This is a genomic window from Methylobacterium goesingense (genome assembly GCF_022179225.1).
GTDB classification, from domain to species: Bacteria; Pseudomonadota; Alphaproteobacteria; order Rhizobiales; family Beijerinckiaceae; genus Methylobacterium; species Methylobacterium goesingense.
Genome location: NZ_BPQL01000074.1, coordinates 1 through 14,416 on the forward strand (window position 1 = coordinate 1; position 14,416 = coordinate 14,416).

Annotated in this window: 14 protein-coding genes; 7 read left to right on the forward strand and 7 right to left on the reverse strand. The window is 70.4% G+C overall.

The features are described from left to right. From MFF30_RS14255 to gloB, 5 genes are all read right to left on the reverse strand, one after another. A partial coding sequence (locus MFF30_RS14255; protein WP_444543513.1) for a succinate--CoA ligase subunit alpha occupies nt 1–542 on the reverse strand: 542 nt, incomplete at its 3' end. An 8-nt stretch (nt 543–550) separates the two neighbouring features. Beyond that, a complete protein-coding gene (gene sucC / locus MFF30_RS14260) occupies nt 551–1,747 on the reverse strand; it encodes an ADP-forming succinate--CoA ligase subunit beta (protein ID WP_238280055.1) in 1,197 nt (398 codons plus the stop codon). Nucleotides 1,748–1,856: 109 nt separating this feature from the next. After that, entirely contained in the window at nt 1,857–2,819 is a 963-nt protein-coding gene (mdh, locus tag MFF30_RS14265) for a malate dehydrogenase (RefSeq protein WP_238280056.1), read from the reverse strand. Nucleotides 2,820–3,091: 272 nt separating this feature from the next. Continuing rightward, the gene (locus tag MFF30_RS14270) at nt 3,092–3,721 is read right to left on the reverse strand and encodes a TetR family transcriptional regulator (RefSeq protein ID WP_306424579.1); all 630 of its coding nucleotides are present in this window, start codon (nt 3,719–3,721) and stop codon (nt 3,092–3,094) included. 259 nt (nt 3,722–3,980) lie between these two features. Next, nucleotides 3,981–4,778, reverse strand: a complete 798-nt coding sequence (gene gloB, locus MFF30_RS14275; protein WP_238280058.1) for a hydroxyacylglutathione hydrolase — start codon at nt 4,776–4,778, stop codon at nt 3,981–3,983. Nucleotides 4,779–5,015: 237 nt separating this feature from the next. Here gloB and MFF30_RS14280 point away from each other — a divergent pair, with 237 nt between their 5' ends. The 6 genes from MFF30_RS14280 to MFF30_RS14305 all read left to right on the forward strand — a co-directional run bounded on the left by MFF30_RS14280 (nt 5,016) and on the right by MFF30_RS14305 (nt 9,920). Continuing rightward, nucleotides 5,016–5,750, forward strand: coding sequence for a class I SAM-dependent methyltransferase (locus MFF30_RS14280; RefSeq protein WP_238280059.1), 735 nt, complete (start codon nt 5,016–5,018; stop codon nt 5,748–5,750). A gap of 4 nt (nt 5,751–5,754) precedes the next feature. Next, nucleotides 5,755–6,456 (forward strand): MarC family protein, encoded by a 702-nt coding sequence (locus tag MFF30_RS14285; RefSeq protein WP_238280060.1) that lies wholly within the window; start codon nt 5,755–5,757, stop codon nt 6,454–6,456. Nucleotides 6,457–6,534: 78 nt separating this feature from the next. Beyond that, complete coding sequence (dapB, locus tag MFF30_RS14290) at nt 6,535–7,332, forward strand: 4-hydroxy-tetrahydrodipicolinate reductase (RefSeq protein ID WP_238280061.1); 798 nt, start codon at nt 6,535–6,537, stop codon at nt 7,330–7,332. Nucleotides 7,333–7,497: 165 nt separating this feature from the next. Next, nucleotides 7,498–8,136: a 2,3-bisphosphoglycerate-dependent phosphoglycerate mutase gene (locus MFF30_RS14295; protein WP_238280062.1), complete on the forward strand. Its 639-nt coding sequence runs from the start codon at nt 7,498–7,500 to the stop codon at nt 8,134–8,136. Between the two features lie 11 nt (nt 8,137–8,147). Next, on the forward strand, nt 8,148–8,825 hold the full coding sequence (locus MFF30_RS14300) for an alpha-ketoglutarate-dependent dioxygenase AlkB (RefSeq protein ID WP_238280063.1): 678 nt from the start codon (nt 8,148–8,150) through the stop codon (nt 8,823–8,825). A 120-nt stretch (nt 8,826–8,945) separates the two neighbouring features. Further along, on the forward strand, nt 8,946–9,920 hold the full coding sequence (locus MFF30_RS14305) for a hypothetical protein (RefSeq protein ID WP_238280064.1): 975 nt from the start codon (nt 8,946–8,948) through the stop codon (nt 9,918–9,920). 83 nt (nt 9,921–10,003) lie between these two features. Here MFF30_RS14305 and grpE read toward each other — a convergent pair whose 3' ends face one another. Both grpE and MFF30_RS14315 read right to left on the reverse strand, forming a co-directional pair. Next, the gene (gene grpE / locus MFF30_RS14310) at nt 10,004–10,633 is read right to left on the reverse strand and encodes a nucleotide exchange factor GrpE (RefSeq protein WP_238280065.1); all 630 of its coding nucleotides are present in this window, start codon (nt 10,631–10,633) and stop codon (nt 10,004–10,006) included. Nucleotides 10,634–10,715: 82 nt separating this feature from the next. Further along, the gene (locus tag MFF30_RS14315) at nt 10,716–13,505 is read right to left on the reverse strand and encodes a [protein-PII] uridylyltransferase (protein ID WP_238280066.1); all 2,790 of its coding nucleotides are present in this window, start codon (nt 13,503–13,505) and stop codon (nt 10,716–10,718) included. A gap of 238 nt (nt 13,506–13,743) precedes the next feature. On the opposite strand from MFF30_RS14315, the gene MFF30_RS14320 reads away from it, so the two are divergent. Beyond that, entirely contained in the window at nt 13,744–14,277 is a 534-nt protein-coding gene (locus tag MFF30_RS14320; RefSeq protein ID WP_238280067.1) for a hypothetical protein, read from the forward strand. Nucleotides 14,278–14,416 lie beyond the last annotated feature (139 nt).

Below are 14,416 nucleotides of genomic sequence, written 5' to 3' on the forward strand. Positions count from 1 at the left end.
TCGCCGCCGATGCCCACCGCCGTGGTCTGGCCGAGGCCCGCATTGGTGGTCTGGAACACCGCCTCGTAGGTCAGCGTGCCGGAGCGCGAGACGATGCCGACCGAGCCCGGCTTGAAGATGTTGGCCGGCATGATGCCGATCTTGCACGCGCCCGCCGTGACGATGCCGGGGCAGTTCGGGCCCACCAGGCGGGACTTCGAGCCTTCCAGGGCGCGCTTGACCCGCACCATGTCGAGCACCGGAATGCCCTCCGTGATGCAGACGATGAGCGGAACCTCCGCCTGGATCGCCTCGCAGATCGCGTCCGCCGCGCCCGGCGGCGGCACGTAGACGACGGATGCCGTCGCGCCGGTGGCTTCGCGCGCCTCCGCCACCGTGTCGAAGACCGGCAGGTTGAGGTGCTTGGAGCCGCCCTTACCGGGCGAGGTGCCGCCGACCATCTTGGTGCCGTAGGCGATGGCCTGCTCGGAGTGGAAGGTCCCGTTCTTGCCGGTGAAGCCCTGGCAGATGACCTTGGTGTTCGCGTCGATCAGGATGGACATGGGTACTCTCAGCCCTTCTTCACGGCGGCGACGATTTTCTGCGCGGCGTCGTCGAGATCGTCGGCCGGGATCACGTTCAGGCCGGAATTCCGGATGATCTCCTTGCCCTTCTCGACGTTGGTGCCTTCAAGCCGCACAACCAGCGGCACCTGGAGGCCGACAGCCTTGACCGCCGCGATCACGCCGTTGGCGATCACGTCGCACTTCATGATCCCGCCGAAGATGTTGACCAGGATGCCCTTCACCTGCGGGTCGGCGGTGATGATCTTGAAGGCCGCCGTGACCTTCTCCTCACTGGCGCCGCCGCCGACATCGAGGAAGTTCGCCGGCTCCTCGCCGTAGAGCTTGATGATGTCGAGGGTCGCCATGGCGAGGCCCGCGCCGTTGACCATGCAGCCGATGGTGCCATCGAGGGCAATGTAGGCCAGGTCGTACTTGGAGGCCTCGATCTCCTTGGCGTCCTCCTCGGTCTCGTCGCGCAGGGCCACGATGTCGGGGTGGCGGTAGAGGGCGTTCGAGTCGAAGGAGATCTTGGCGTCGAGGCACTTGAGGTGGCCGTCGCCGGTGAGCACCAGCGGGTTGATCTCCAGCATGCTCATGTCCTTGGCGGTGAACGCCGCGTAGAGCTTGGTGGTGAGATCGCCGGCTTCCTTGGCCTGGGCGCCGGAGAGGCCGAGCGTCTTGGCGACGAGGCGGCCGTGATGGGGCATCACCCCGGTGGCGGGATCGACCGAGAAGGTGACGATCTTCTCAGGGGTGTCGTGCGCCACCGTCTCGATGTCCATGCCGCCTTCCGTGGAGACGACGTAGGCCACCCGGCCGGTCTCGCGGTCGACGAGCATCGAGAGGTAGAACTCCGCCTCGATCTGGGCGCCCTCCTCGATGTAGAGGCGGTTGACCTGCTTGCCGGCCTCGCCGGTCTGGATCGTCACCAGGGTCTGGCCCAGCATCTCGCCGGCGAATTGCTTGACCTCGTCGAGGGACTTGGTGACGCGCACGCCACCCTTGGCGCCGGCCGGCGCACCCTTGAAGGTGCCCTTGCCGCGGCCGCCCGCGTGGATCTGCGACTTCACCACCCAGACCGGACCGCCGAGTTCTTTCGCGGCGGCCTCGGCCTCCTCCGGCTTGAAGATCGCCACGCCCTTGGAAACGGGCAGGCCGAATTCCTTCAGCACCGCCTTGGCCTGGTATTCGTGAATGTTCATGAACGTTTCTCCGCCTCGTCCCGGCGCCGGGCGCGGGAGTTCAGGACACGACACCGGCACCGTCGCGCCGGCCGCGAAAGCGGCCGACACGCGATGCTTCTCACTGTGGTCAGGCCAGCGCGGGGTTCACGCCCTTGCAGGCCTCGATCAGGGTCTTCACGGCGCCGACCGACTTGTCGAACATCGCCTTCTCGTCGCCGTTGAACTCGACTTCGAGGACGCGCTCGACGCCGTTCGCGCCGATCACGATCGGCACGCCCACATACATGTCGGAGACGCCGTACTCGCCGTTGAGGTAGGCGGCGCAGGGGAGCACGCGGCGCTTGTCGCGCAGGTAGCTCTCGGCCATGGCGATGGCCGACGCCGCGGGCGCGTAGAAGGCCGAGCCGGTCTTGAGCAGGTTGACGATCTCGCCGCCGCCCTTGCGGGTGCGCTCGACCATGGCGTCGAGCTTCTCCTGGCTGGTCCAGCCGAGCTTGACCAGGTCGGGGAGCGGCACGCCCGCCACGGTGGAGTAGCGCACCAGCGGGACCATGTCGTCGCCGTGGCCGCCGAGCACGAAGGCGGTGACGTCCTCGACCGAGACCTTGAACTCGTCGGCGAGGAAGTGGCGGAAGCGGGCGGAATCGAGGACGCCGGCCATGCCGACCACCTTGTGGGTGGGCAGGCCTGAGAACTTCTGCAGGGCCCAGACCATCGCGTCGAGGGGGTTGGTGATGCAGATCACGAAGGCGTCGGGCGCGTGCTCCTTGATGCCGGTGCCGACGGCCTCCATCACCTTGAGGTTGATGCCGATCAGGTCGTCGCGGCTCATGCCGGGCTTGCGCGGCACGCCGGCGGTCACGATCACCACGTCGGCCCCGGCGATCGCCGCGTAGTCGCTGGCGCCGGTGTACTTGGCGTCGAAACCGTCGACGGGCGCGGATTCGGCGATGTCGAGGCCCTTGCCCTGCGGGACGCCGTCGGCGATGTCGAACAGCACGACGTCGCCGAGTTCCTTCAGGCCCGCCAGATGCGCGAGGGTTCCACCGATCTGTCCGGCGCCGATGAGCGCGATCTTGCTGCGTGCCATGGGGGAAACGAACCTCCGCTCTTGAAGTGACGGGTCACGTCGCTCGGGGCTCGTAAAACCACCGGCGCGTTGCTGCGGCGGTGTGTGGCCGAAAAGGCCCAGAGCTTCAACCGAGACACCCGTTACAAAGCAGGGTTCGGGCCAAGCCGTGGGCGGCACGCCTCGCGCCGCAGTTGAAAAAAGCTCTGTCGGCGCAATTGCTTAGGAAAGATCGACGCGATGCCGTTCGACGGCAAAGCTCAAGTGACAAGATTTCCAATCTGTCACTTCACCTAGAGCGTGCCAGTCCGCAGCACCTTCTGGATGGCCAGGATCACCGCACCGAGACGCGCCTCAACGAGGTCGCGCGGCAGGTCCGCATCGTGCTGAATCGCCAGTGGATGGGTGAAGCGGTAGCTCGCGTCGAAGATGTGGGCGATGGCCCGCTCGCGGTCGCGCGCCACGAACGCCCCGGCCCCGATGCCCTCTTCCACTACGCGCTCCACGAGGCTGCGCAGGCGCACCCGGTGGCGCCGGGCGATGGGCCGCGCGGCCACGGTGGCGTCGAGGTGGACCGCGAACAGGTTCGGCTCGTGGACCAGGGTCTCGCGCTGGACGCTGGCGAGCGCGGTGAGCAGGCGCTCGATCTTGTCGTCGGCCGGGTCGGGCGCATCCGCGATGCGAGCGAGTTCGGCCTCCACGTCGCGCAGCCAGCGCCCCGCCACGGCATCGAGGAGCGCGTCCTTCGAGGGGAAATAGCGGTAGACGTTGGCGTGCGTCATGCCCGCCTCGGCCGCCACGGCCACCACGGTGACCCGCTTGGGCCCAAGGCGGCGCAGATGCTCGGTGGCGACGGCGAGCAGGCGCGCATCGACGGCCAGGGGTGCCGCGGCCCGTGGGGCCGGGCGGGCGACGCGCGGCACCGTGATGCGGACGGCGCCCTCCCGGGCCGCCTGATCCTCCGAGGGTTCACTTCCCCGATCAAGGCTGAGGTCGATCTCGTGCCCGAAGGCGAAGGGCGGGCCAGGCGGCTGCATCAAATCGGACACCGGGGCTCGTGATGGACGGGACGGCACCTGCCGGAGGAGTTCCGCTTCCTCAGAGGCGGGCTTCATACCGGAAAGTCCAAGGAGGCCAACATCAATGACAGCACCAGCCTCGCTGTAACGCCCCTTTAACGACTCAGAACCGGTTCTTCCAGGCCCTTAGTGCAGTAAAGACAACCGACGGCTGGGTGCCGGGCGCGAGATCCACGCTTCGGACGAGGTTCGGATCGCCGACGCGCAGGAACGGGTTGGTCGCACGCTCCGCCCCCATCGTGCTCGGGATCAGGAATCGGCCCTCCGCTTTGGCCCGCTCGGCCTCGGCCGCGCGGGCGGCGAGCGCGGCGTTGCTGGGCTCGGCCGCCAGGGCGAAGCGCGCGTTGGAGAGCACATAGTCGTGCCCACTATAGACCGCCGTGTCGTCCGGCAGGGGCAGGAAACGCTCCAGGGAGCGCCACAGGGTGGCGGGCTCGGCCTCCATCACCCGGCCGCATCCGAGGGTGAACAGGGTGTCGCCGGCGAACACCACGCGCGCATCCGCGAACCAGTAGGTGACGTGGTCGGCACAGTGTCCCGGCGTCTCCCAGACCTGCGCGGTCAGGTTGCCGATCCGGACAACGTCCCCCTCGCGCACCGTGACGTCGACCTCCGGCACCGCGTCGCCCGCCTTCAGGGGCGCCGTGACCCGGGCTCCCGTGCGGCGCTTCACCTCCGGGATGCCCTCGACGTGGTCGCCGTGCCGATGGGTGACGAGGATGTCGGTCAACGTCCAGCCGGTCTCGTCGAGGGCCTTCAGGACGGGCCCCGCCTCCGGCACGTCGATCGCCGCGCAGGCCCCGGTGGCGGGGTCGCGGACGAGCACGCCGATATTGTCGCTGCGGCAGAGGAAAGTGCGGATCTCGGGAGCCGGGGACGATGGGGTGCTCTGGGCGGTCATGGGAAGGCTCCTGGCCGGACTGGAGATCGGTGGTCGTTCGGGAGATGGTCCCCGCGCACGCCGGGTCCAGGGGGTGCGTGTCCCCCACCCGGTTTACCCCGCTCGGTTTCCCCCGCTCGGTTTCCCCCGCTCCTTGGACGGCCGAGGCCGATCCGGGCTTGTCGCGGGGGGCGGCGGCCCCCATTGATGCCCTGCACCCGTTTTTTCGCGCCGCGCCGGCCGCACGAAACCCGCCCCATGCGCCTCGACGTCACAGACCTGCGCGCCTTCTACGCGAGCCCCCTCGGGGGCGTGACGCACCGCATCGTCGCGCGCGCGATCCACGGCTTCCTCGGCTCGGTCTCGGGCCTGCGCGTGCTGGGGCTCGGCTACGCCACGCCCTATCTCGGCCCCGTCCACGTCATCGCCGAGCGGACGCTGGCCTTCATGCCGGCGACCCAAGGGGTGGTGAACTGGCCCGGCAGCGGACGCTCCTGCTCGGCGCTGGCCGACCCCACCATGATGCCCCTGCCGGAAGCGGCGGTGGACCGGGTCATCCTCGTCCACGCGCTGGAATCCGTGGAGAGCCCGACAGAGCTGCTGCAGGACGTCTGGCGGGTGCTGACCCCGGGCGGGCGCATGATCCTGGTGGTGCCGAACCGGCGCGGCGTCTGGGCCCGGCGCGACGCGACGCCCTTCGGGCACGGCCAGCCCTACAGCCGCTCGCAGCTCGCCCGACTGATGCGGACCACCCAGTTCTCCCCCGAGGGCTGGGCCGAAACGCTCTACATGCCCCCGGTGGAGAACCGCCTGCTGCTGCGCACGGCGAGCGCCTGGGAGCGGATGGGCACCGGCCTGTCGATGCCCTTCGCCGGGCTGCACGTGGTGGATGCCACCAAGCAGCTCTACCGGCCCGTCGCCGTGCGCCGAGTGCGCAGGGCCACCCGCCTCGCCCCGGCCCGCGTGCTGGTGCCGGCCCCCTCCCCCGGCTGAGCGCATGCTGAACCTCTTCGCCCCCGAGGTGGCGCTCCAGAGCTTCGTGCTCGCCTTCTCCTCCCTGTTCTCCATCGTGAACCCGGTGGGCTCGTCCCTGATCTTCGCGCAGGTGGCGGCCGCCCACTCGCATGGCGAGCGCCTGGAACTCGCTAAGCGCATCGGCCTCTACGCCGCCCTGATCATGCTGGCCGCCCTCTGGGCGGGGGCGCCGATCCTGAATTTCTTCGGCGTCTCGCTCAGCGCCCTACGCATCGCCGGCGGCCTCGTGGTGGCGGCCTCGGCCTGGACTCTGCTGACGGCCCCCGAAGCGCGCGAGGCCCGCAAGCAGGCGGAGGCGACGCGCGATCCCGCCGGCAACACCGCCGGCAACCTGGCCGAGATCGCGTTCTTCCCCCTGACGCTGCCCTTCACCACCGGCCCCGGCACCATCGCGGTGGCGATCGCGCTCGGCTCCAGCCGGCCGGCACCCGGCCCCGAGCGGATCGGCTTCTACGTGGGCATGTCCCTGGCGGCCCTGGCCATCGCCGTGCTGGTGCGCTTCACCTACGGCTCGGCCGACCGGGTGGTGACCTGGATCGGCCCCGTCGGCGCGCGGGTGCTGGGACGCCTCTTCGCCTTCCTGCTCCTCTGCGTCGGCACCCAGATCACCGTCAACGGCGTCACCGATGTGCTCGGGCCGCTGCTGGCGCAGGTGGGGCGCTGAATCCTTGTCCGCTCCGGCCGGAGGCTGTACCGCAGCGCGGACGCGACAGGTGGCGACAAGCTCTGGAGGCTGAGGACGATGCGGCTCGTGGTGGTCGGCGCCGACGGGCGCATGGGGCGGATGCTGATCCGCGCGGTGGCGGAGACCGAGGGCTGCACCCTGTCGGGCGCCATCGAGCGGGAGGGCTCCGCCGCCCTGGGTCAGGATGCCGGCACGCTGGCGGGCCTCGGCGCGCTCGGCGTGCACGTCACGGACGATCCGCTGCCGGTCTTCGCGGCGGCCGAGGGCGTTCTCGACTTCACCGCGCCCGCCGCCACCACCTTCTTCGCCGAACTCGCCGCCCAGGCCCGGATCGTCCACGTGGTCGGCACCACGGGGATGCAGGAGGCGGATCTCGCCAAGCTGACGGCGGCCGCCCACCACGCCCGCATCGTGCGCTCGGGCAACATGTCGCTGGGCGTCAACCTCGTCGCCGGCCTCGTGCGGAAGATGGCGGCGGCCCTCGGCGAGGATTTCGACATCGAGATCGTCGAGATGCACCACCGCATGAAGGTGGACGCTCCCTCCGGCACCGCGCTGCTGCTGGGCGAGGCGGCGGCGGAGGGGCGCGGCGTGGCGCTCTCCGACACCCGCGTCTCGACGCGGGACGGCCATACGGGCGCCCGCCGGCCGGGCGACATCGGCTTCGCCACCCTGCGCGGCGGCACGGTCGTGGGCGACCACAGCGTGGTCTTCGCCGGACCGGGCGAGCGCATCACGGTGAGCCACCACGCCGAGGACCGGGCGATCTTCGCCCGCGGCGCCGTGCGAGCCGCCCTCTGGGCCTTCGACAAGCCGCCGGGCCTCTACGGCATGGCCGACGTGCTCGGCCTCTGATGCTGGCCCGGGACCGGACATCGGCCCCGCGTCATCCTGCGTTCAGATTCAGGCGCGCAAGAGCGCGCGCGTCACGGTTTCGTTGCGCTGCAACATGTGGCAGACACCAGCCCCCAACCCGTCTCGCAGACCCACCCCGTCAGAGACCAAGAGGATCGTCCCCCGATGGAGCGCCTTCTCGTCCTCGCTCGCCACGGCCAGAGCGACTGGAATCTCAAGAAGCTGTTCACGGGCTGGCGTGACCCCGAGCTGACGGATCTCGGCGTCGAGGAGGCGCGCAACGCCGGTCGCTGGCTCAAGGAGCAGGGCTACGGCTTCGACGTGGCCTTCACCTCCAACCTCAAGCGGGCCCAGCGCACCTGCGCGCTGATCCTGGAGGAGATGGACCTCGGCGACATCGAGACCATCCGCAACGAGGCCCTGAACGAGCGCGACTACGGCGACCTCTCCGGCCTCAACAAGGACGATGCCCGCGAGCGCTGGGGCGATGCCCAGGTGCACCAGTGGCGCCGTTCCTACGACGTGCCCCCGCCCGGCGGCGAGAGCCTCAAGGACACCGCCGCCCGCGTGCTGCCCTACTACATCCAGTTCATCCTGCCCCGCGTCATGGCGGGCGAGCGCGTGCTGGTGGCCGCGCACGGCAACTCGCTGCGCGCCCTCGTGATGGTGCTCGACGGCATGACCACGAAGACCATCGCCAGCCTCGAGATCGCCACCGGCATCCCGCTCGTCTACCAGCTCAAGGCCGACACCACGGTGGAGAGCAAGACGGTGCTCGAGCACGACATCGACCACAAGGTCTGACGCCAGTCGCCGTGGCGTCCGAAGATCCAGCCGGGATCGTCCTCGTTCCCGGCCTGATCCACGTCCCGGGCTACCTCGACGGGGCGGCGCAGGCGCGCCTCGCCGCCGCGCTGGACGCGGCGCTGGAACGGGCGCCGGCCTACACGCCCTGCATGCCGGGCACCGGGCGTCCGTTCTCGGTGCGGATGTCGAATTGTGGCCCCCTCGGCTGGGTTTCCGACCGGGCGGGCTACCGCTACCAGCCTCACCATCCCGGGACGGGACGGCCCTGGCCGCCGATTCCGAACGTGGCCCTGGCCGCTTGGGAGGCCCTCTCGGGCTATCCGGCACCTCCCGAGGCCTGCCTCGTCAATCTCTACGCCAGCGACGCCCGCATGGGCCTGCACCAGGACCGGGACGAGGACGACCTCGACGCGCCCGTGGTCTCGCTGTCGCTCGGGGCCACCGCCCTGTTCCGCTACGGCGGCCTCGCCCGCAACCACCCGACCCGTTCGGTGCGCCTGCGCGCCGGTGACGCTCTCGTGATCGGCGGCCCCGCCCGCCTGATCCACCACGGGGTGGACCGGCTGATCCCGGAGGCGCCCGACCTGCTGCACGGGGGCGCCGGCCCGGCGCCGATGCGCACCCTGCCGCCGGGCGGCCGTTGCAACCTGACCCTGCGACGCGTGACGCGTCCCTCGGGCGCTTGACAGCGGCGGGGTTGTGGGCCGACCCATCGCGTCAGTTTCACGGCGGCGCGCCCATTCCGGCGGACGTGCCGGCCGACCTGCCCGGCGCGAGAGACCGGGGCCTTGCGGAGAATCGATGCGATGCGTCTGCGTAACCTCGTCCGTCCCAGCTCGATCCTGCCCGTCTCGATCCTGGCCCTCGTCCTGGGGCTGACGGGCCCCGCCCTGGCGGCCGACCCGGTGTTCCCGCCGAGCTCGCGTTTCGGCTTCGATCCGCCCTCCGACATGGTGTCCTCGAAGCGCTTCTCCGGGCTGGAGCGGCTGGAGGGCGGGGCGACGGTCTCGGTGGTGGAACTGCCGGCCAATGCGTTCGCCGACCTCGAGACCAACTTCACCGACGAGAACCTGAAGGCGCAGGGCTTCGTCGTCTCGAGCCGGCAGGCCATCAAGGTCGCGGGCGACGTCGACGCGGTGCTGTTCACCGGCGAGCAGCCGGCCCTGGAATCCGCCGGCACGCCCACGATCAAGAAATGGATGCTGCTGGTCGGCGATCCGACCGTCACCGGCATCATCATCGCGCAGGCGACGCCCGATGCCGCGACCGAGGAGACGATGAAGCGGCTCCTTACCGGCATCCACATCCGCGCGGCGCTCACCCTGGAGCAGCAGGTCGCCGCCCTGCCCTTCCGCATCGGCAACGAGGCCGGCTTCCGGCCCGTGCGGGTGCTGGCCGGCAACTCGGTGCTGCTGACGCAGGGGACGAAGGACGAGATGCTCGGCCTGGAGCAGCCGATCCTGGTGCTGGCGCAGGCCGTGCAGCCCCCACCGGCCACGGAGCAGCGCGACGCCTTCGCGCGCGCCGCCCTCTACTCCAATCAGACGATGAAGGACTTCGTGATCGAGCGGGCCCAGAGCTACCGCCAGAACGGCGTCGACTGGCACGAGATCGTGGCGCGCGCCGTGGACACGGCCTCGAGCACGCCGGTGGTCATCTCGCAGACGATCCGCTTCGCGCCGGACGGCTACCTGCGGGCGGTCGGTGTGGTCAAAGCCGAGAACCGCGAGGGTGTGCTGGCGAAGTTCCGCGAGGTCGTGGACAGCGTGCAGCTGCGCTAGGGGCCGGAACACGCGCTCCCCTCCCCCTTGTGGGGAGGGGGGAGGTACAGAGAAAGTGCCTTCGGGGTAGGCTGAACGCCCGCTCAGGCCGCGTCGGCCGGGGCCGCGCTCGGCTTCGGGCCGCCCTTGGCCACGCCGACCAGGGCGGGGCGCAGAACGCGGTCGCCGATGACGTACCCGGCCTGCATGACCTGGACGACGGTACCGGTGGGAACCTCGGGGTCGGGCACCTCGAACATCGCCTGGTGGCGGTTCGGGTCGAAGCGCTGGCCCTTCGGTTCGATCAGCTTGACGCCGTGGCGCTCCAGGGTCTTGGCGAGGTCGCGCTCGGTGAGCTCGATGCCGTCGATCAGCGCCTTGAAGGCGCCGTCCGCGCTCGCCCGGTCCGCTTCGGGGATGCTCTCCAGGGCGCGCCGGATGTTGTCGGCGGAGTTCAGGAGGTCGCGGGCGAAGTTCGTCACCGCGTAGGCGCGCGCATCGGCGACCTCGCGCTCGGTGCGCCGGCGCAGATTCTCCATCTCGGCCAACGTGCGCAGGACCCGGTCCTTCAGTTCGTCGCGCTCGGCCAGCAGGGGCGCCAGGGCGTCGGCCTGGGGGGCCGCCTCGGCGGCGGGGGTCTCCGGAGCCTGCGGGGCGCCTGAGGTCTCGCCCGGGGTCTCATGGACCGCCTGGGTCGGGTCGCGCCGCTCGTCGTGCATGTCGTTCGCCATCATGGGATATCGTCGGGGACGGGTGTCGGGGTTGGCGCTGATATCAGGCGACGTCGCCGTGAAATCAAGCGCGCCCGGCCTGGGGTCACGCCTCCCGGGGGGGCGGCGAGTCGATCAGCGCGTCGAGTCCCTCGGCCCGCAGGGCCGCGACGTCACTGGCGAAGACCTCCATCACGGCGGAGCGGATCGCCACTTGGCGGTCGGGCTGCGTCACCCGGGTGCCGGTGAGGTCGGTCACGTAGAACACGTCCACCGCCCGCTCGCCGAAGGTCGCCACATGGGCCGAGGTGATGTTGAGGCTGAGCCGGCTCAGCGCCGTGGTCAGCTCATAGAGCAGGCCCGGCCGGTCGAGGCCGGTGATCTCGATCACGGTCTCGCGGCTCGACAGGGCGTTGTCGATCGCCATGTCGGGCGGCACCAGGAAGGTCCGCGCCCGCTCGCTCGGGGGGTGCTTGTCGGCCACGAGATCGGCGATGCGGATCTCGCCGCGCAGGGCCTTGGCGATGGCGGTGGTGATGCGACCGGCCCGGCGCAGCTCGTCCTCGTCCCGCTCGAAGGCGCGTGAGATGAAGATTGAGTCGAGGGCGAAACCGTCCGTGGTGGTGAAGATCTGCGCGTCCACGATGTTGCCGCCCGACGCGGCGCAGGCTCCCGTCACGATGGCGAGCAGGCGCGGATGGTCGGGCGAGTAGATCGTCAGCTCGGTGACGCCGCGGACCGGGTCCGTCTCGGCCGCGGTCGCCACCGTGCGCCCTTCGGCCGACAAGCCCTTGATGAAGCCCGCGTGCTTGAACTGGCGCGTGGTGTCGACCTTGAGCCAGTAGGCTTGGTTGTGGCGCGCCGCGTAGGCGTCGAAGGTCTCCGATTCCCAGTCGCTGAGCTGTTCGCGCAGGGCCATCTGGATCAGGCGCACTCGATCGGTGCGGGCGATCTCGGAATGGCCGCCGGAGAGCACCACCTCGGTCTCGTCGTAGAGGGTGCGGATCAGGGTGCCCTTCCAGGCGGTCCAGACGCCGGGGCCCACGGCCTTGATGTCGGACACCGTCAGGATGGTGAGGAGCTTCAGGCGCTCCAGGGTCTGCACCACGCCGGCGAACTTCTCGATGGTCTTGGGGTCCGAGAGGTCGCGGCTCTGGGCGGTCATCGACATCAGCAGGTGGTGCTCCACCAGCCAGGCCACCATCTCGGTCTCGGCCGCGGTGAGGCCGAAGCGCGGTCCGAGCTTCTCGGCGATCGCCGCCCCCGCGATGGAATGGTCCTCCGGGCGGCCCTTGGCGATGTCGTGCAGGAGCACCGTGACGTAGAGCGCGCGCCGGTGGCTGATCGTGTCGATGAGCCGGGTAGCGAGCGGATGCTCCTCCTCGGTGCGCCCCGATTCGATCGCCGAGAGCACGCCGATGGCGCGCAGCAGGTGCTCGTCCACCGTGAAGTGGTGGTACATGTTGAACTGCATCATCGCGACGATGCGGCCGAAATCCGGGATGAAGCGGCCGAGCACGCCGGCCTCGTTCATCAGCCGCAGGATGGTCTCGGGCGAGTTCTTCGAGGTCAGGATGTCGAGGAACAGCCGGTTGGCCTCCTCGTCGGCCCGCAGGGAGTGGCCGATGAGGCGCAGGGAGCGGTTGGCCGCGCGCGTCGCGTCGGGGTGGATCGGCAGGTTGTGGCGGTCGGCGAGCCAGAACAGCCGGATCAGGTTCACGGGATCGCGGCTGAAGGCGTCGGCGTCGCGCAGGTTGATGCGGCCGTGGTCGTCGACGAAGTCCTCCGCCTCGATGGCGGTGGCCCGGAAGCGGTCCCGGAACCGGCCGATCCAGCGGTCGAGCACGGGCGTGCGCTTGGCGTGGCGGGCCTCCAGCGCCGCGCACACGATGGCGGTGAGGTCGCCGACCTCCTTGGCGATGAGGAAATACGCCTTCATGAAGCGCTCGACGCCCGAGAGGCCGCCGCGCGGCTCGTAGCCGAAGCGCTCGGCGATCCTGGGCTGCAACCCGAAGGACAGGCGCTCCTCGGCCCGGCCGGTGACGAAGTGCATATGGCAGCGCACCCGCCACAGGAGCTCGTCGCAGCGCTCGAACACCCGGTACTCCTCCGGGGTGAACAGGCCGGCGGCCACGAGTTCGCTCTGATCGCGGACCCGATAGGTGTACTTGGCGATCCAGAACAGGGTGTTGAGGTCGCGCAAGCCTCCCTTGCCGTCCTTCACGTTGGGCTCGACGAGGTAGCGCGAGGCGCCCGCCTTCGAGACCCGGGCGTCGCGCTCGCGCAGCTTGGCCTCGACGAATTCGGGCGCGGTCCACATCACCAGTTCGGTGTCGAAGCGGGTGACGAGTTCCTCGAACAGGGCGCGGGTGCCGAACAGGTAGCGCGCCTCGAGGAGCGAGGTCCGGATCGTCATGTCGGCCCGGCCCTCGCGCAGGCACTCCTCCACCGAGCGGGTGGCGTGGCCGACCTTCAGTTTGAGGTCCCACAGCACGTACAGCATCGCCTCGACGACGCTCTCGGACCAGGCGGTCTGCTTGTAGGGCAGCAGAAACAGGAGATCGATGTCCGAGCCCGGCGCCATCGTGCCCCGGCCGTAGCCGCCGGTGGCCACCACGGCGAGCTGCTCGCCCGTGGAGGGGTTGTCGTTCGGGTAGAGCCGCCAGACCACCGCGTCGTGAATGGTCCGGATCACCGCGTCGGTGAGCCGGCTCAGGCGCTGGGCGCAGGCGATGCCGTCGCGCTCCTCCAGGAGGCGCTCCTCGGCATCGGCCCGCCCCAGCTCGATCACCCGCCGCAGTTCCGGCACCAGCACCGCCCGCAGGCGCGTCGCCTCGCGGGCGTCGCGGTCCAGATTCTGGAGAATGTCGTTCAGGGCGGCGACGGCGTCGAACATGGTCAACCCCGTTAGCATGTTGGCGGAACGACGCCAGCCGCTTCACCGCGCCCGGCGGAGGGCCGATGCGGGATCGGACGGAATTTCCCGCCTGCGAGGCGTCCCGAGCGCCGCGCCCGCGCCGAAGAGCCACGGTTGCGCCGCAAGGCCGCCGTAACGGTTTTGGCCGATCTCCCGACGCTTTCCCGTCGCCACGACGGGCCCGGCCCCGACCGGCCGGCATTCACGAAGGCCCACGATGCGCTCGACCTTTCGTTCGTCCCTGCGTGCCACCCAGCGAGCGGCGCGCCCCCGCGCGCTGCCCTCACGCCCGGCCGCGGCGGCCCTGGCGGCAGCCGGCCTCCTGGCGGCCCTCGGCGCGCCGGCCCGGGCGGCCTCGTTCGAGTTCGTGCCGGCGCCCCAGATCGACCTCAACCGGGTCTACCGGGTCGACACGGTGACGGGCGAGGTCACCTCCTGCCAGTACGGCCTGCGCGAGGGCGCCGTGGGCAGCGTCGGCCTCACCGTCTGCTACGGCGCGGGCGAGGGCGCGAGTGCGCAGGCCCCCTCGCAATACGGCCTCGTCGCCTCGCGCCACACCCGCGAGGCAGGCGTGTTCCGGGTCAATTACCGCACGGGCGAGATGAGCATCTGCTACGTCCAGCTCCAGAAGGAAGCGGTGGTGTGCACCGCGCAGGCCAATCCGGCGAGCCCGGGCGCGGACGAGCCCGCCAGCGGCCCCGCACCGGGCCGCGCCGTTCCCAGCGCGACGCCGCCCCAGGGCGGGCGGTGAGATCGCCGCGCGCCCGTCCGTGAGCGGACACGCTGACCGGACCGCTTTGCAGGCAAGCGGCGGGCCTCGGCCGCCTCGACGGCGTCGCGACTTCCGGCGTCCTTCATTGAGCTCGCGGCCCTGGCGGTCTATGCACGGC

Bases quoted from the DNA above. Each gene is read 5' to 3' on its own strand.
- MFF30_RS14320 (WP_238280067.1), top strand. From the start codon at position 13,744: ATGCGCTCGACCTTTCGTTCGTCCCTGCGTGCCACCCAGCGAGCGGCG.
- gloB (WP_238280058.1), bottom strand. From the start codon at position 4,778: ATGACCGCCCAGAGCACCCCATCGTCCCCGGCTCCCGAGATCCGCACT.
- grpE (WP_238280065.1), bottom strand. From the start codon at position 10,633: ATGATGGCGAACGACATGCACGACGAGCGGCGCGACCCGACCCAGGCG.
- dapB (WP_238280061.1), top strand. From the start codon at position 6,535: ATGCGGCTCGTGGTGGTCGGCGCCGACGGGCGCATGGGGCGGATGCTG.
- MFF30_RS14295 (WP_238280062.1), top strand. From the start codon at position 7,498: ATGGAGCGCCTTCTCGTCCTCGCTCGCCACGGCCAGAGCGACTGGAAT.
- mdh (WP_238280056.1), bottom strand. From the start codon at position 2,819: ATGGCACGCAGCAAGATCGCGCTCATCGGCGCCGGACAGATCGGTGGA.
- MFF30_RS14315 (WP_238280066.1), bottom strand. From the start codon at position 13,505: ATGTTCGACGCCGTCGCCGCCCTGAACGACATTCTCCAGAATCTGGAC.
- sucC (WP_238280055.1), bottom strand. From the start codon at position 1,747: ATGAACATTCACGAATACCAGGCCAAGGCGGTGCTGAAGGAATTCGGC.
- MFF30_RS14285 (WP_238280060.1), top strand. From the start codon at position 5,755: ATGCTGAACCTCTTCGCCCCCGAGGTGGCGCTCCAGAGCTTCGTGCTC.
- MFF30_RS14305 (WP_238280064.1), top strand. From the start codon at position 8,946: ATGCGTCTGCGTAACCTCGTCCGTCCCAGCTCGATCCTGCCCGTCTCG.
- MFF30_RS14280 (WP_238280059.1), top strand. From the start codon at position 5,016: ATGCGCCTCGACGTCACAGACCTGCGCGCCTTCTACGCGAGCCCCCTC.